Annotated in this window: 16 protein-coding genes; 5 read left to right on the forward strand and 11 right to left on the reverse strand. The window is 73.0% G+C overall.

What is annotated here, in order from left to right; genetic code table 11:
* Positions 1-47: 47 nt before the first annotated feature.
* Positions 48-632, reverse strand: a complete 585-nt coding sequence (locus LPA42_RS32700; protein WP_077935617.1) for a carboxymuconolactone decarboxylase family protein — start codon at positions 630-632, stop codon at positions 48-50.
* 63 nt (positions 633-695) lie between these two features.
* Between LPA42_RS32700 and LPA42_RS32705 the strand changes: the two genes are divergently transcribed.
* The 3 genes from LPA42_RS32705 to LPA42_RS32715 all read left to right on the forward strand — a co-directional run bounded on the left by LPA42_RS32705 (position 696) and on the right by LPA42_RS32715 (position 3027).
* Positions 696-1196, forward strand: coding sequence for a MarR family winged helix-turn-helix transcriptional regulator (locus LPA42_RS32705; protein WP_077935616.1), 501 nt, complete (start codon positions 696-698; stop codon positions 1194-1196).
* Between the two features lie 170 nt (positions 1197-1366).
* Positions 1367-1555, forward strand: coding sequence for a hypothetical protein (locus tag LPA42_RS32710; RefSeq protein ID WP_043961338.1), 189 nt, complete (start codon positions 1367-1369; stop codon positions 1553-1555).
* A gap of 110 nt (positions 1556-1665) precedes the next feature.
* Positions 1666-3027: a DNRLRE domain-containing protein gene (locus tag LPA42_RS32715; protein ID WP_198956414.1), complete on the forward strand. Its 1362-nt coding sequence runs from the start codon at positions 1666-1668 to the stop codon at positions 3025-3027.
* Positions 3028-3073: 46 nt separating this feature from the next.
* On the opposite strand, the gene ccsB is transcribed toward LPA42_RS32715, so the two are convergent.
* Genes ccsB through hemL form a run of 6 tightly spaced genes read right to left on the reverse strand, consistent with a single transcriptional unit; the run spans position 3074 to position 9201 of the window.
* On the reverse strand, positions 3074-4063 hold the full coding sequence (ccsB, locus tag LPA42_RS32720) for a c-type cytochrome biogenesis protein CcsB (protein WP_077935615.1): 990 nt from the start codon (positions 4061-4063) through the stop codon (positions 3074-3076).
* Positions 4063-5766 carry a cytochrome c biogenesis protein ResB gene (locus LPA42_RS32725; RefSeq protein WP_077935614.1) on the reverse strand — a complete coding sequence of 568 codons (1704 nt, stop codon included), beginning with the start codon at positions 5764-5766 and terminating at the stop codon, positions 4063-4065. The genes ccsB and LPA42_RS32725 overlap by 1 nt, the downstream gene beginning before the upstream one ends.
* Positions 5766-6638 (reverse strand): cytochrome c biogenesis CcdA family protein, encoded by an 873-nt coding sequence (locus LPA42_RS32730; RefSeq protein WP_077935613.1) that lies wholly within the window; start codon positions 6636-6638, stop codon positions 5766-5768. The genes LPA42_RS32725 and LPA42_RS32730 overlap by 1 nt, the downstream gene beginning before the upstream one ends.
* A complete protein-coding gene (locus tag LPA42_RS32735; protein WP_077935612.1) occupies positions 6638-7213 on the reverse strand; it encodes a TlpA disulfide reductase family protein in 576 nt (191 codons plus the stop codon). Before LPA42_RS32735 ends, LPA42_RS32730 begins: the two co-directional genes overlap by 1 nt.
* Positions 7213-7860 carry a histidine phosphatase family protein gene (locus tag LPA42_RS32740; protein WP_043961327.1) on the reverse strand — a complete coding sequence of 216 codons (648 nt, stop codon included), beginning with the start codon at positions 7858-7860 and terminating at the stop codon, positions 7213-7215. Before LPA42_RS32740 ends, LPA42_RS32735 begins: the two co-directional genes overlap by 1 nt.
* A gap of 3 nt (positions 7861-7863) precedes the next feature.
* Positions 7864-9201 carry a glutamate-1-semialdehyde 2,1-aminomutase gene (hemL, locus tag LPA42_RS32745; protein WP_077935611.1) on the reverse strand — a complete coding sequence of 446 codons (1338 nt, stop codon included), beginning with the start codon at positions 9199-9201 and terminating at the stop codon, positions 7864-7866.
* 175 nt (positions 9202-9376) lie between these two features.
* Between hemL and LPA42_RS32750 the strand changes: the two genes are divergently transcribed.
* Positions 9377-9712, forward strand: a complete 336-nt coding sequence (locus LPA42_RS32750) for an STAS domain-containing protein (protein ID WP_043961324.1) — start codon at positions 9377-9379, stop codon at positions 9710-9712.
* A 111-nt stretch (positions 9713-9823) separates the two neighbouring features.
* Here LPA42_RS32750 and LPA42_RS32755 read toward each other — a convergent pair whose 3' ends face one another.
* Together LPA42_RS32755 and LPA42_RS32760 are read right to left on the reverse strand one after the other, a co-directional pair.
* Positions 9824-11470 (reverse strand): ABC transporter permease, encoded by a 1647-nt coding sequence (locus tag LPA42_RS32755; RefSeq protein ID WP_228987106.1) that lies wholly within the window; start codon positions 11468-11470, stop codon positions 9824-9826.
* Positions 11467-12384 (reverse strand): ABC transporter ATP-binding protein, encoded by a 918-nt coding sequence (locus LPA42_RS32760; RefSeq protein ID WP_077935610.1) that lies wholly within the window; start codon positions 12382-12384, stop codon positions 11467-11469. Before LPA42_RS32760 ends, LPA42_RS32755 begins: the two co-directional genes overlap by 4 nt.
* Before the next feature lie 87 nt (positions 12385-12471).
* Here LPA42_RS32760 and LPA42_RS32765 point away from each other — a divergent pair, with 87 nt between their 5' ends.
* Positions 12472-12984 carry a GbsR/MarR family transcriptional regulator gene (locus LPA42_RS32765; RefSeq protein ID WP_077935609.1) on the forward strand — a complete coding sequence of 171 codons (513 nt, stop codon included), beginning with the start codon at positions 12472-12474 and terminating at the stop codon, positions 12982-12984.
* A gap of 70 nt (positions 12985-13054) precedes the next feature.
* On the opposite strand, the gene LPA42_RS32770 is transcribed toward LPA42_RS32765, so the two are convergent.
* The gene (locus LPA42_RS32770) at positions 13055-13609 is read right to left on the reverse strand and encodes a two-component system response regulator (RefSeq protein WP_077935608.1); all 555 of its coding nucleotides are present in this window, start codon (positions 13607-13609) and stop codon (positions 13055-13057) included.
* The coding region (locus LPA42_RS32775) for an ATP-binding protein (protein WP_228987107.1) at positions 13606-16214 on the reverse strand (2609 nt) is incomplete at its 5' end. The genes LPA42_RS32775 and LPA42_RS32770, both read right to left, overlap by 4 nt.

Below are 16214 nucleotides of genomic sequence, written 5' to 3' on the forward strand. Positions count from 1 at the left end.
CCCCACCCCCTGCCCCGCCCCCCGGATCGGTGATCAAGAGAGAAGCATCAGAGTTGATCTATGCGGTGAAGAAGAGCCGGGTCGAGAGGAGCCGGGTCGGGCAGAGCTGGGTCGAGGGGGGCGTCCAGCAGGCGGTTGGCGAAGGTGGAGATGGTGTACGCGCCGATGCCGAGCACGACGTCCAGCGCGTGCCGGGGCCGCCAGCCGGCCGAGAGGAAGGCGGCCACCTCCTCGTCGGGGACGTCGCCCCGGTGATCGAGCACGGCGACGGTGAACCGGCGCAGCGCTTCGAGTCGCGGTTCGGGCAGCGCCGCCCCGGCGCGCAGCGCTTCGATCAGTGCCGTGGTGCCGTCGTGTCGGGCCAGGGTGGCGGTGTGCATGGCCACGCAGAGCTGACACCCGTTGCGGGCGGCGACGGTGAGCACCACCACCTCGCGGGCGACCGGGTCGAGATCGGTGGACTCGAAGACGGCGGCGGCGCCCAGGAAGCCCTTGAGCAGCTCCGGCGACTCGGCCATCAGTGCGACGGCAGCGGGCAGGTGCCCGAGCTTGCGGCGGACCCCGGCCATGGCGGGCCGGGCGGCGGCGGGTGCGGTGTCGAGGGTGTGGATGGTGAAGGCCGATCGGGGCATGGACAACCTCTTCGCGTACGATAGTCAACGTGGTTGACCAAATAGTAAACGTGGTTGTCGAACATGGCAACGGCTGACCCCGCGGACGCGACGACGGCCGACCCGGAGCGCCCCGGCTTCCTGCTGCCGCTGCTGTTGCTGGCCGGCTTCCGTACCCTCGTCGACGACCTGCACGCGGAGCTGGCCCGGCAGGGGCACGCGGAGCTGCGGCCGGTGCACGGCTTCGTCCTCCAGGCCGTCGGCCCGGCCGGCACGACCGCCAGCGAGCTGGGCCACCGCCTCGGCGTCTCCAAGCAGGCCGCCGGCAAGACAGTCGACCGGCTGGTCGCCCTCGGCTACCTGGAACGCGCCGACGACCCCGCCGACGCACGGCGCAAGCTCATCCGGCTGACCGACCGGGGGCACGACGGGCTGCGCCGCTCGGCGGCCCTCTTCGACGAGCTGCGGGCCCGGTGGGCGCAGACGCTGGGCGAGCAGCGGGTGAGCGCCCTGGAGGACGACCTGCGCCGGGTCGCCCAGCCGAACTTCTTCCGGCTCGACGTCCCGGGTTGGTTCGGCACCTGACCGACCACCGGGGGCCGCACCGGCAGCAGCCGGAACAGGTGGAGCAGTTGTGGAATCACGGCGGCCAGGCTGCCCGGGTAGCGGATGCCGGTCTGCTTCGTGTAGTTGGACATCTCGCAGAAGCGGGTTGGCGCTCGCTCCGAAGGAGCACCCGGCGACAGGATGGGGGCATGGACGACGCGTACGTGTCCGGCGACCCGGACGGCCTCTCGCCCCTGCTGGTCCGCATCCGCGACGCCGTGGCCCGGGAGCTGCACGCCCAGCTCGCCATGCGGTCGGACCGGATCGAGCTGGCCGACGTGCCGGAGATCGCCTACCAGGTGACGCTCCGCGTCGATGGGGTGATCACCCGGCGGTGACCGGGCGTTGACACGACGGTGACGGATCCCGGGGTCCACTCGCCGGGTATGGGCGGGCCGGGAGGCAGCGCCGCGCGCCGTGGCGGTCGGCCGGCCCGGACGGAGATCCCATGAGCAGACGCGCTTCCCACCGCGTGCTGACGGCCCTCGCCCTCGTGGGCGGGCTGCTCGGCGGCGCGCCGCCGGCTACGGCGGCCACCACGACCGTGACGTTCCTCCCCAGCCAGGACACCTACGTCAGCTCGTCGAGCCCGAACACGAACTTCAACAGCACCAACTCGCTCATGGTCGGCGCATCCCCGACCCGGATCTCCTACCTCCAGTTCACGGTCACCCGGCTGAGTGACCCGGTCACCAGCGCCCGCCTTCGGCTGCACGTCCAGAGCGTCACCAACGCCCCCAGCCCGGCCGGCGGCACCGCACAGCAGGTCGGCACCGACTGGTCGGAACGCACGCTGGCGTACGCCACCCGGCCGCCGTCGATCGGCGGACCGCTCGGGTCGCTCGGCACGGTGCGCAGCAACACCTGGTACGAGCTGGACGTGACCGACGCCGTCACCGGCAACGGCCTCGTCGCCTTCGCCCTGTCGTCCACCAACCCGGACGGCGCCTTCTACGACAGCCGGGAGTCCACCACCTTCGCGCCGCAGCTGATCGTCGGCACCGGCACCCCGCCCACCGGCGACAACGTGCTGCTCAACGCCGGGGACATCTCCGCGTGCAGCACCACCGGGGCGGCACAGACCGCGCAGATCGTCGCCCGCGAGCCCGGCACCGTCATGGCCGGCGGGGACCTCACCGACAGCGGTACGGCGGACCAGCTCGCCAACTGCTACGGCCCGACGTGGGGCCAGTTCAAGGACCGGACGAAGCCGATCCTCGGCAACCACGACTATCTGACCGCCAACGCCAAGCCCACCTTCGACTACTTCGGACCGGTGCTGCCGCCCGGCAAGGGCTACTACTCCTTCGACAAGGCCGGCTGGCACGTCGTCGTGCTGAACACCAACTGCTCGCAGGTGGGCGGCTGCCAGGCCGGGTCGGCGCAGGAACGGTGGCTGCGCGCGGACCTGGCCGCGCACCCGACCCGGTGCACCCTGGCCCAATACCATCACCCGCTGTTCAGCTCCGGCGGCCGGGAGTCGTCGAACGCCCGACCGTTGTTCCAGGCGCTCTACGACGCGGGTGCCGAGATCGTCATCAACGGGCACAACCACCAGTACGAGCGCTTCGCCCCGCAGGACCCGTCCGGGGTCGCCGACCCGGCCCGGGGCATCCGGGAGTTCGTGGTGGGCACCGGGGGCCGCCCGCTGCAGAGTTCGTTCCCCGAGCCCGCCGCCAACAGCGAGGTCAGGAACGGACGTACGTTCGGGGTGCTCAAGCTGACGCTCTCGCCGGGCAGCTACACCTGGCAGTTCCTGCCGGTGCTCGGCGGCACCTTCACCGACTCGGGCACCGGCACCTGCCACTGACCCGGGTCGGGGTCCGGCCCGCCCGTGCGGGTCGGGCCCGGCGGGGTCAGCTCACCCCGGCGTACGAGTGCAGGCCGGTGAAGAAGAAGTTGACGCCGAACAGGTTCATCAGCACGGTGAGGAAGCCGACGATGGCGAGCCAGGTCGCCACGTTGCGTCGCACGCTCGGGGTGGCCCGGGCGTGCAGGTAGCCCGCGTAGACCACCCAGGAGATGAACGCCCAGGTCTCCTTCGGGTCCCAGCCCCACGGCCGACCCCACGCGGCCTCCGCCCAGATCGCCCCGGCGATCACCGCGAAGGTGAAGACCGGGAACGCGAAGGCGTGCAGCGAGAAGGTCAGCCGCTCCAGGCCGGCCGCCGCCGGCAGCCGCTTCGCCAGGGTGTACGGGAAGCTGCGCTTGCCCTGCTCGTAGCCGTTACGCATGAGGAACGCCACCGCCGGCACGACGCCCAGCAGGAAGATGCCCGACGAGAAGCTGATCGTCGACACGTGCACGATGAACCAGTAGGAGTTGAGCGCCGGGGTCAGCGGCACCACCTCGACATAGAGCTTCAGCTCGGCGAACGCCAGCAGCAGCACCATGACGAGGGTGAGGAACAGCCCGAGGCGGCGCAGCGAGGGGCGCTTCCACAGCACGGCGAGCCACGCCGCCGTGCCGATGAACGACACGGTCAGCACGAACTCGTACATGTTGCCCCAGGGCATCCGGTCGGCGGCGATGCCGCGCGTGACCGTGGCGCCGAGGTGCAGCGCGGCGGCGAGCGCGGTGATCCACACCGCGACGCGGCCGGCGAGCCGGCCCCGGGCCGTCGAACGGTCGACGCCGACCGGCGGGGCGTCGGCCTTGGCGACGGGACCGTCGGGAAGGACGCCGCCCCCGGCACCCACCCCCGCCCCGACCAGCTCGCGCGCGGGCGCGGCGGGCCGGGCGACGGCGCGGGCGTTGCCCAGGGCGTACTCGACGGCGTGGCTGATCATCGCGATCAGGTACGCCAGGGTCGCGAACGTGACCAGCTGGTCGGAGAGTGCGGACATCACTGCGCTCCTTCTCGCGTCCCGGCCGGGCCACGCGCTGTTGCCTCGCCGGCCCGCTCGCCCGGCGTCCCGTCGCCGCGGATGGCGGCGACGAGCTGCGCGAACTCGTCGGCGAACCCTGGATAGTCGGTGCGCGGCAGGCCACCGGCCTCCACCAAGCTACTACCGGCCGTCGGAGATCCACCGGCGGGGTCCGCCGCAGTCTCCGTCGCGCCGGTCGCCGGGGGCGTCCCGGCCGGCGTGACGCGGAACCATACCCGGCGGCGCTTGCCGAACAGCGCGCCCATGAGGCCGATCAGCAGCGTCGTCGAGCTGACGAGCAGCAGGGCCGAGCCGGGGTCGTACCGGACCGAGATCGTGATGTACGGCTGCGTGCCGACAAACTCCAGCACGCTGCCGTCGTCCAGCGTCCACTTCTCGCCGACGGCGAGCTTGCGGTCGCCGATCTGCTTGAGCTTGCCGTTGCTGACCTGGCGCTGGTCGAGCTGGTAGACCGAGCCGGGGATGCCGGCGTCCATGCCCAGGTTGCCCCGGTAGGCGACCAGCACCACCGCCGGGTTGCGCTCGGTCGGGAACTCCGACCGGGTGAACGGGGGCTGCTGCGGCGCGGTGGGCAGGTAGAGCCCCTCGAAGGCGACCTGGAGGTCGGCGTTGCGCTTCCCCGTGGCCGGGTCGACGTTGACGTCGGGGAACGCGGCCACTCCCTCGCTGGTCAGGGTGGCGTCCCCGGTGGTCAGGAACGGGAAGTTGCTGGTCTGCGTCTTGCCGTAGCGGTCGGTGTAGCGCAGGACCGGCGCGTACCCGTGGCCGAGCAGGTAGACGTTGGCGCCGCCGAGGCGCAGCGGGTCGTTCACCGAGAAGGACGCGGTGCGGGTGGCCCGGCCCCGCTCCTCCACGTCGACCGTGGCACGGTACGACTCCGGCTGCGCCGACTCCAGGAACGTCGCGTCGAACTTCTTCAGCGTCAGGCAGAACGGCGGCAGGTCGGCGCTGTCGACGCGGGGGCCGAGCTTGGCCTCGGCGTACTGCTGCCGGGTGTTGCAGAACGCGTTGTCCGGGCCGGCCACCAGCAGCTTGTTGCCGTGCCAGCCGTACCACGAGCCGAGCGCGACCCCGAGCAGCACGGCGATGAGCGAGGTGTGGAACAGCAGGTTGCCGGTCTCCTTGAGGTAGCCCTTCTCGGCGGAGACCTCGGTGCCGCGCACCTGGACCCGCCAGCGGCGGCGGCGCAACTCGGCGGCGACGGCCTCGACGGCCTCGGGACCCGTCGGCGCGACGCCGGCCAGCACGGCGTGCTGGGGCAGCCGGTCGAGCCGCTTCGGCGCGGCCGGTGGCTTCGCCCGCAGGGCGCGCACGTGGTCGCGCAGCCGGGGCACGATGCAGCCGATCAGCGAGGTGAACAGCAGCAGGTAGATCGCCGAGAACCAGACCGAACCGAACACCTCGAACGCGCCGATCCGGTCCAGCCTCGGGGCCAGGTCGGGGTGCTCGGCGAAGTACTTGTTGACGTTCTCCGGGTTGACCCCGCGCTGCGGCAGCACCGAGCCGGGGACGGCGGCGACCGCGAGCAGGAAGAGCAGGATCAGCGCCGTACGCATGCTGGTGAGCTGCCGCCACGAGTTGCGCAGCAGGGCCAGCACGGGGTTGGGCCGGCGGCGGGGGGCGTCGGCCGGCGGGGCCGGCCGGTCCTCGACGACCGTCATCAGATGCTCACCTCGCCCACGCCGACGGTGGTCTGCAACCAGATCACGAAGTTGGTCCACCCGCCGGTGACCAGCGCCAGGCCGATCAGGATCAGCAGGACCCCGCCGACGCGGGTGACCCAGCGGCTGTTGCGCCGCACGGCGCGGAACACCCCGAGCAGCCGGTGGAAGGCCAGCCCGAAGACGACGAACGGCACCCCCAGCCCGAGGCAGTACGCCACGGCGAGCACCACGGCCCGGTCGAGCTGCCCGCCGGGGGTGGCCATGCCGAGCACCGCCGCGAGCGTCGGGCCGGTGCAGGGCATCCAGCTCAGCGCGAAGACCGCGCCGAAGACGGGGGCACCGAGCAGGCCGGCGGCGGGCAGCCGCTGGATGCGGAACTCCCGTTGCAGGCCGGGGAGCACCCCGACGAACGCCAGCCCGAGCACGACGATCAGCGCGCCCGCGCCGATCTCCAGCTGCCGCTCGTACTGGATGAGGACCCGGCCGACGCTGGCGAAGAGGATCGCGGTGGCGGTGAAGACGGCGGTGAAGCCGGCGATGAAGAGCAGCGTCCCGGCGAGCACCCGCCCCTTCACGGCCGCGCCGGTCCGGCTGCCCTCCCGGGTACGCTCCGCCGCCCGTTCCCGCACGGCGACCCCGCCGCCGGGGGTGTTAACAGGGGGCCCCTGCTCTACAGAAGGCGTTAACAGGGGGCCCTTCCTTGCGCTCTCCAGGTCGGTGCCGGCCAGGCCCGTCACGTAGGACAGGTAGCCCGGGACCAGGGGGAGGATGCACGGGGAGAGGAAGCTGACCAGCCCGGCGAGCGCCGCCGCGCCGATGGCCAGCAGCAGCGGGCCGCCGCTGGCGATGTCGTGGAAGGTCTCGCCCATCAGCGGGAACCGTCGGGCGCGGGCTTCTCGGCGGCGATCCGCTCGACGATCGGTTGCAGCCGGTCCTGGGTGACCGCCGACCGGATGACCACGGCGACCCGGCCGTCCCGGTCGAGGATCACGGTGGCCGGGATGGTGTTCGGCGCGATGTCGAAGGCGAGGGCCAGCCGGCTCGGCGGGTCGAACAGGCTCGGATAGGTGACCCGGCCCTCCTCGAACGCGAGCGCCTTGTCCCGGTTGTCCTGCACGTTGATGCCGAGGAACGTCACCCCGGAGCCCTTGGTGGCCTGGTAGGTGGCCTCCAGGTCGTCGGCCTCGGCCCGGCAGGGCGGGCACCAGGAGCCCCAGAAGTTGACCACGACGACCTGCCCGAGGTCCTTCGCGATGTCGTAGCTGCCGCCGGTGAGCAGCTCACCGGAGAGCTTCGGCGCGGCGGAGCGCTCGTCGGGGGCGCACTCGATGACCCCGTCGGTGGTGGCGCAGCGCCGCTCCTGGCTGTCGCCGGAGCAGCCGGCCAGCGCCGCCGTGGCCGTCACGGCCGCGAGGAGTCCGGCGATCCACCTTCGGGCTGGCATCAGGCCCCCTTGGCCGTCCGGGCGGTCGGCGATGTGGCGACGAGGTGCGCGGCGGGCTCCGAGTAGCCGATGCCCACCACCTTCGCGCCGTCGAAGTGGAACGAGGTGAGGCTGGCCAGCCCGCACTGCCGCTTGCGCGGGTCGTGCCAGAGCCGCTTGCGCTCGACGTACCGGCGCAGGGTCCAGATGGGGAGCTGGTGGGAGACCAGCACGGCCTCCCGGCCCTCGGCGGCGACGCGGGCGGCGTGCAGGGCGGCGAACATCCGCTCGGCGATGGCCCGGTACGCCTCGCCCCAGCTCGGGGTGACCGGGTCGCGCAGCACCCACCAGTTGCGCGGGTCGCGGAACGACCCGTCGCCCGGGGAGACCTTCTTGCCCTCGAACCAGTTGGCGCTCTCGATCAGCCGCTCGTCCACCCCGACGGGCAGGCCGAACTGGGCGGCGATCGGCTCGGCGGTCTGCTGGGCGCGTTCGAGCGGGCTGGCCACCACGTGCACCACGTGCCGCTCGGCGAGCCCCTGGGCCGCCGCCTTGGCCATCTGCACGCCCAGCTCCGACAGGCGGAAGCCGGGCAGCCGGCCGTAGAGGATCTGGCCCGGGTTGTGCACCTCACCGTGCCGCAGCACGTGCACCACCGTCTTGCTCACCGGTTACCCCCCGTTGCCTGCCGCTGCCGCCGCGTTCGCCGCCGCCGGCAGGGCCGAGGCGATCCGCTCCAGGGCGGCGTCGTCGATCGCCGCCGAGACGAACCAGGACTCGAAAGCGCTCGGCGGCAGGTAGACGCCGTCGGCGAGCATCGAGTGGAAGAACGCCCGGAACGCCGGGACCTGCTGGGTCCGCGCGCTGTCGTAGTCGACCACGTCGGCGTCCGTGAAGAAGATCGAGAACATGCTGCCCGCGTACGACAGGCGGTGCGGGACCCCGGCGGCGGCCAGCGCGTCGGAGGCGAGCTTGCCCACGACGGCGGCCGTGTCGTCGAGCCGGCGGTAGACGGCGTCGTCGGCCAGCCGCAGCGTGGCCAGGCCGGCGGCGCACGCGAGGGGGTTTCCGGAGAGCGTGCCGGCCTGGTAGACCGGCCCGGCCGGGGCGAGTCGCGCCATGATCTCCGCGCGCCCGCCGAAGGCCGCAGCGGGCAGCCCGCCACCCATGACCTTCCCGTACGTCCACAGGTCGGCGTCGACCGGGTCGAGCCCGTGCCAGCCGGAGCGGGACACCCGGAACCCGGTCATCACCTCGTCGACGATCAGCAGCGCGCCGTGCGCGTGGGCGATCCGGGCGAGCTGGGCGTTGAACCCGTCGCGCGGGGCGACCACGCCCATGTTGCCGGCCGCCGCCTCGGTGATGACGGCGGCGATGTGCTGCCCCTGCGCGGCGAACGCCTCCTCGACGGCGGCGACGTCGTTGTACGGCAGCACGATGGTCTCGCCCGCCGCCGCGCCGGTGACGCCGGGCGAGTCGGGCAGGCCGAGGGTGGCCACGCCGGAGCCGGCGGCGGCGAGCAGCGCGTCGACGTGCCCGTGGTAGCAGCCGGCGAACTTGATGATCTTGGAGCGGCCGGTGTGGCCCCGGGCCAGCCGGATCGCCGACATGGTGGCCTCGGTGCCCGAGTTGACCAGCCGGACCTGCTCGACCGGGGTCCGGTCGACGATCTCGGCGGCCAGCTCGACCTCGCCGGGGGTCGGGGTGCCGAAGCTGGTGCCCAGGGCCGCGGCGGCCTGGACGGCGGCGACCACCTCGGGGTGGGCGTGCCCGAGAAGCAGCGGCCCCCAGGAGCAGACGAGGTCGACGTAGCGCCGACCGTCCGCGTCGTAGAGCCAGGGACCCTCCCCCCGGACCATGAAGCGCGGCGTCCCGCCGACGGCCTGGAACGCGCGCACGGGGGAGTTGACCCCGCCCGGCACGATGGCGCGGGCGCGGTCGAACAGGGCCTCTGAGGCCGGCGCGTCGGCTGGGTAGCGGCCGGATCCGGCGGAGAAGTCATCGGTCACGATGCGGCCATTGTGTCAGCGCCGGACGGCGAATCGGCACCCACCCCTGATCGGGGTTACCGGGCTCACCCCGGCGGTGGGGCTCGACGGGGGCTGGGACGGTCGCTGCGGCGGGGCCCGCCGCGCCTGGTCGCCTCAGCGGGCCGGGTGGGCGAGATCGCGATAGGCTGACCGGGTGGATCGTGCCGAACTGTCCATCACGGTACACCGGACGGGCGATGAAGCCGTGCTTCGCCTCGCCGGTGAGATCGACATGCTCACGGCCGCCCAGCTCTCGACCGCCGTCAACGAGGCGCTGGCCGACCCGCCGCCGCGCATCGTCCTCGACCTGGGCGGCGTCACCTTCTGCGACTCACAGGGCCTGGGCACCCTGGTCGTCCTCAGCCGCAAGGCCAGCCACGCGCAGAGCCTGCTGGTCCTGACCAACGTCGGCGACTTCCTGCTGCGCGTCCTGGACATCACGGGCCTGCGCTCGGCCCTCATGATCCGCAACGGCGCGCCCGCCGACTGACCCGGGCGCCGGTCGCACCCGGGTCAACTCGGCAGGCCGCCTCGGCTCGGCGGCTCGCGTCAGCGCGGCGGGCCGGCAGGTCGCGTCCGCGCGGACGGCTGGCAGGTCCCGTCAGCGCGGCAGGTCGCGGCGGCGGAACGCCAGCAGGCCTGCCGCCGACAGGGCCGCCGCGGTGGCGGTGAGCGCCAGCAGCGGCGTGCGGTGGACGGGGCCGCCCAGCACCTGCGGGGTGTGGGTGAACGGCGACAGGTCCAGCAGCCACTGGCTCAGCTCCAGCACCGCGCCGAGCTGCCCGAGCAGCAGGCAGGCCGCGAGCGCCGCCCAGGCCACCCCGACGCTGACGCGCGGCAGCAGGCCGAACAGCAGCACCGCCACGCCGACCAGCACCCACACCGCCGGCACGTGCGCCAGCGCCGCCCCGGTCAGCCGGGGCACCCGCCCGGCGACGTCGCCGATGCTGAGGCCGTACGCGAGCCCGGTCACCAGGCCCGTGACGACCAGCACGGCCGCCGGGCCGAGCAGGGCGAAGGCGAGGTGGCCGAGCAGCCAGCGGGACCGGCTCACGCCGGTGGCGAGCACCGGCTCGGCCCGCTGGGCGGTCTCCTCGGCCCGCATCCGCAGCGCGGCCTGGATGCCGTAGCCGGCGGCGGCGAGGGCGGTGATGCTCAGGGTCGCCCCGAGGTACGCCTCGGCGACCGACGCGGAGCCGCCCAGGCGCTCCATCAGCCGGGCGACGGCCTCGTTGCCCTCCACCGCGCTGCCGGCCGCCTCGGCCGCGCCGCCGAGCACCGCCCCGAGCGCCGCCGCGCCGACCGTCCAGCCGAGCAGCGCGACCCGGTTGAGCCGCCAGGCCAGCCCCAGCGGGCCGGCGAGGGCACCACCGGCGGTGGCCGGGCCGAGCCGCTGCGGCAGCACGCCGGCACCGAGGTCCCGCCGGGCGGCCAGCCCCGACGCCAGCGCCCCGACCAGGGCGGTCAGCCCGACCAGCACCGCCAGGGGCCACCATCGCTCCGAGGTGTAAGGGTGGGTGCGCTGGGCCAGGCCCAGCGGGGAGAGCCGGCTCAGCCACTCCACCCCGCCAGCGTCCCCGGCGAGCCGGACCAGGTACGCCACGCCGAGGACCGCGAGGCCCAGCCCCCGGGCGGCGCCGGCGCTCTCGGTGAGCTGCGCGGCGAGCGCGCCGACGGTGGCGAAGAACATGCCGGCGAGGGCCACCGACAGCCCGAACGCCACCGAGCCGGCGGCCGGCAGGTCGGTGGCGACCAGGCCGCCGGCGACGAGCAGCCCGAGCAGCAGGTCCGCCGCGTACGTGACGAGCAGCGCGGCGGCCAGCGGCGCGGCCCGGCCGAGGACGGTGGCACCGAGCAGCTCCCGCCGACCCGCCTCCTCCTCGGTGCGGGTGTGCCGGACGACGACGAGCAGGCTGATCAGGCCCACGATCAGGTGCAGCAGCCCGGCCCGCTGGGTGGCGAGCGCGCCGACGCTGTCGCCGTACGCGGGGCCGAGCAGCGCCACGATCGACGGGTTGCCGGCGGTGGTGGCCAGGTATTCGGCGCGCTGGGCGGCGGTCGGGTACAGCTCGGCGTAGGTCGCCGCGTAGCTGGCGGGGAGGACGGCGATCACCAGCACCCAGATCGGCAGCAGGACGCGGTCACGGCGCAGGATCAGCCGGACCAGGTGCCGGGTGCCGGTGAGCGGCCCGCCCCGCCCGACGGCCGGGCGGCTCGTCGCGTCGCCCCGTGCGGCTGCGCGGCTCATCGCGTCGCCCCGGCCGGCGCGGCGTCGGGCGCGGCCGTCCCGTAGTGCCGCAGGAACAGCTCCTCCAGGGTGGGCGGCCGGCTGACCAGGCTCCGTACGCCGATCTCGGTGAGCCGGCGCAGCGCGGCGTCGAGGGCCGGCGTGTCCACGTCGAAGCGGACGCGGTCGCCGTCGACCCGCAGGTCGTGCACGCCGGGCAGCCCGGCCAGCCCGTGCGGCGGCCCGGCCAGCTCGGCGTCGACGCTGGTGCGCTGGAGGTGGCGCAGCTCGCTCAAGGTGCCGGCCTCGGCGGCCCGGCCGCTGCGGATGATCGTCACCCGGTCGCAGAGGGCCTCGACCTCGCCGAGGATGTGGCTGGAGAGCAGCACGGTGCGGCCGTCGGCGCGGGCGCGGCGGACCCAGTGCTGGAAGACCTCCTCCATCAGCGGGTCGAGCCCGGAGGTGGGCTCGTCGAGGATCAGCAGCTCGGCGTCGGAGGCGAGGGCGGCGACCAGCCCGACCTTCTGCCGGTTGCCCTTGGAGTAGGCCCGGCCCTTCTTGCGCGGGTCCAGCTCGAAGGCGGCGAGCAGCTCGTCGCGGCGGGCGCGGTCGAGGCCGCCGCGCATCCGGCCGAGCAGGTCGATCACCTCGCCGCCGGTCAGGTTGGGCCACAGCGTCACGTCGCCGGGCACGTACGCGAGCCGGCGGTGCAGGGCGACGGCGTCGCGCCACGGGTCGCCGCCGAGCAGCCGGACGGCTCCCGCGTCGGCCCGGAGCAGGCCGAGCAGCACGCGGATGGCGGTGGACTTGCCGGCCCCGTTGGGGCCCAGGAACCCGTGCACCTCGCCGGCGCGGACGGTCAGGTCGAGCCCGTCGAGCGCCCTGGTCCGGCCGAAGGTCTTCACCAGGCCGGAGATCTCTATCGGAGTTTCCACACTTCCGAAGCTACAGTGATTTCAGAAAGTTGTGAAGTCTGTAGAACCTGAGGCACGATCAGATACCCGACCGCCGAGGAGAGCCCGATGAGCGCCGCCGACCCGCCCCGCCGCAACGAGGAGGCGGTCCACCAATTCGTCGAGCGGATGGCCATGGCCTTCGCGGAGGTCGGCTTCCCCCGGATGGCGGCCCGGGTGCTGTTCACGGTCATGAGCGCGGACGACCCGTTGACCGCCGCCGAGATCGGCGAGCGGCTCGACGTCAGCGCGGCGGCCGTCTCCGGCGCGGTCCGCTACCTGACCCAGTTCGGCATGCTGGTCCGCGAGCCGGTGAAGGGCTCCCGCCGCGACCGGTACCGGCTGCCCGACAACCCCTGGTACGAGGGGACCATCACCAAGACCGGGATCTACAAGAACCTCATCGACCTCGCCGACGGCGGGGTCGACGCCCTGAACGGACGCGGCACCGTGGCCGGCGAGCGGGTCTCCGAGATGCGCGACTTCTTCGTCTTCGTCCAGGAGGAGATCGACTCGCTGGGCGAGCGCTGGCGGGCCCGACGCGCCGCCACCGGGCACGGCAGGCACCCGGCCGACCGGTGACCCGCCCCGCGCCGGCCACCGCCCTGCAGGCCACCGCCCTGCCGGTCGGCCCGCCCCGCCGCCACGCGGCCTAGAGGCTGTTGCCCCAGCGGGCCTGTTCGAGGAGTTCCACGGCGCGGGCGCGGCCGTCCGGGGCGTCGCCGCGCAGCAGCGTCGTGGCCTCGTCGACCGCGTCGGTGAGCGCCCGCCACTGCGTCTCGCGCTCGCGGACCAGGTCGGACTGCGCGGCCAACTGCCGGGTCTTCACCCACAGCTCGACGAAGACCGACACCTTGGCCCGCAGCACCCACGGGTCGAACGGCTTGGTCAGGTAGTCCACCGCGCCGACCGCATACCCGCGCAGGGCGAGCTGGGCGTCCTTGTCGGCGGCGGTGAGGAAGATGATCGGCACGTGCCGGGTGCGTTCCCGCCGCTTGATGTGGCTGGCGGTCTCGAAGCCGTCCATGTCGGGCATCTGCGCGTCCAGCAGGATGACCGCGAAGTCGTCCACCAGCAGCTGCTTGAGCGCCGCCTCGCCGCTCTCCACCGCCACCGACTGCACCGGCAGCCCCTGGAGGATCGCCTCCAGGGCCATCAGATTCTCCCGCCGGTCGTCGACCAGCAGCGCCTTGGCCGTCTGAATCACGAACTCTCCTCGCCTCGGCTGCCGCTCACCCAGGACGACATCAGCTCGATCAGCTCGTCCAGGTCGACCGGTTTGGTGATGTAGTCGCTGCCTCCCGCCGCGAGCGCGGACTCGCGGTCCCCCGGCATGGCCTTCGCGGTCAGGAAGACGATCGGGAGGTCGGCGAAGTGGTGGTTGCGGCGGATCTGCCGGGTCGTCTCGTAGCCGTCCTGGTCGGGCATCATCGCGTCCATCAGCACGATGTCCACCTCCGGATGCTCGGCCAGCAGGCGGACCCCGTCCGCCCCGTTGTCCGAGTACAACACGGTCATACCGTGCAACTCCAATGCGCTGGTCAGAGCGAAGACATTTCGCACATCGTCGTCGATGATCAGCACGGTCACGCCCTCCAGCCGGCGGGTCCCCGGCGCCTCGGCCGGCTCCGGCAGCTCCAGCGGGGGCATGAGCAGCGACGACGGCAGGCCCGCCCGGGCCGGCGAGGGCGGCGCGGGCGCGACCACCGCGTCCGGCGCCAGCACCTCCGGTACGTAGAGGGTGAACGTCGAACCCTCCCCGGGCGCCGAGCTGACCGTGATCGACCCGCCGAGCAGACGGGCCAGGTCCCGGCTGATCGACAGGCCCAGCCCCGTCCCGCCGTAGCGGCGGCTGGTCGTGCCGTCCGCCTGCTGGAACGCCTCGAAGATCAGCGACAGCTTGTCGTCCGAGATGCCGATGCCCGTGTCGATCACCGTGAAGGCGATCACCTGGCGGGCGTTGGTCAACGCCGGGACGTCGAACACGACGTTCTCGGGGGCCGGGGCGATGCGCAGCGTCACCGCGCCGTTGTCGGTGAACTTCACCGCGTTGGAGAGCAGGTTGCGCAGGATCTGCTGCAGCCGCTGCGCGTCGGTGACCAGCGCCGGGGGCAGCTCCTTGGCCAGCCGCACCTGGAAGTCGAGGCCCTTCTCCTCCGCCTGCGGGGCGAACGCCTGCTCGACGAACCCCCGGATCTCGGTGAACTGGACCTCCGTCGGCTCGACGTCCATCCGGCCCGCCTCGATCTTCGACAGGTCGAGGATGTCGTCGATCAGGCGCAGCAGGTCCGAGCCGGAGCCGTGGATGGTGCGGGCGAACTCGATCTGCTTCGGGGTGAGGTTCTGCTCCGAGTTCTCCACCAGCAGCCGCGCGAGCAGCAGCAGCGAGTTCAGCGGCGTACGCAGCTCGTGGCTCATGTTGGCCAGGAACTCCGACTTGTACGCCGACGCCCGGGTGAGCTGCTGCGCCTTGTCCTCCAGGCCGAGCCGGGCCAGCTCGATCTCCCGGTTCTGGGTCTCGATGTTGGCCTTCTGCTCCGACAGGAGCTGGGCCTTGTCCTCCAGCTCGGCGTTGGTGCGCTGCAGCTCGGCCGACTGCTCCTGCAGCTCGTGGGCCAGCCGCTGCGACTGCGCCAGCAGCTCCTCGGTGCGCCGGTTGGCCTGGATGGTGTTGACGGCCACGCCGATGGTCAGCACCAGCCGCTCCAGGAACGTCAGGTGCAGGTCGGGGAAGGCCGCCACGCCGGCGAACTCGATCACGCCGAGCAGCTCGCCCTCGAACAGGACGGGGAGCACGACCAGGTCGGCCGGCGGGGTGTTGGCGAGCCCGGAACGCAGGGTGAGCCGGCCGTCCGGCGAGGCGCTCACCCGGATCGTCCGGCGGGAGAGCGCGGCCTGCCCGACCAGTCCCTCGCCCGGCCCGAACGTGACGTCGTGCCCCCGCGCCACGTAGCCGTACGAGGCGGTCAGCCGCAGCCGCATGCTGCCGTCCGAGGTGTCCGCCAGGAAGAACGCGCCGAGCTGCGCGTCGACCAGCGGGGTCACCTCCATCATGATCATCCGGCAGACCTCGCCGAGGTCGCGCTGCCCCTGGAGCAGGCCGCCGATGCGGGCCAGGTTGGAGTCCAGCCAGCCCTGCTCGGCGTTCTTCTTCGTCGTCTCCCGGAGGGTGACGATCATCTGGTTGATGTTGTCCTTCAGGTCGGCGACCTCGCCCTGCGCCTCGACCGCGATCCGCTGGGTCAGGTCGCCCCGGGTCACCGAGGTCGACACCTCGGCGATGGCCCGGAGCTGGGTGGTGAGCGTCGAGGCGAGCTGGTTGACGTTCTCCGTGAGGTCCCGCCAGGTGCCCGAGACGCCCTTCACCTGGGCCTGTGCGCCCAGCTTGCCCTCGATGCCGACCTCGCGGCCCACCCGGGTCACCTCGTCGGCGAACGACCGGAGCTGGTCCACCATCGTGTTGACGGTGTTCTTCAGCTCCAGGATCTCGCCCTGCGCGTCCACCGTGATCTTCTGCGACAGGTCACCCTTCGCCACCGCCGTGGTCACCGAGGCGATGTTGCGCACCTGCGACGTCAGGTTCGACCCCATCGAGTTCACGTTGTCCGTGAGGTCACGCCACGTGCCGGAGACGCCCTTGACCTGGGCCTGACCGCCCAGCTTGCCCTCGGTGCCCACCTCCCGGGCCACCCGCGTCACCTCGTCGGCGAACGAACTGAGCTGGTCCACCATCGTGTTCACCGTCGACTTCAGCTCCAGGATCTCGCCCCGGGCATCCACCGTGATCTTCTGCGACAGGTCACCCTTCGCCA

Source organism: Micromonospora sp. DH13 (genome assembly GCF_020873825.1).
GTDB lineage: Bacteria > Actinomycetota > Actinomycetes > Mycobacteriales > Micromonosporaceae > Micromonospora > Micromonospora haikouensis.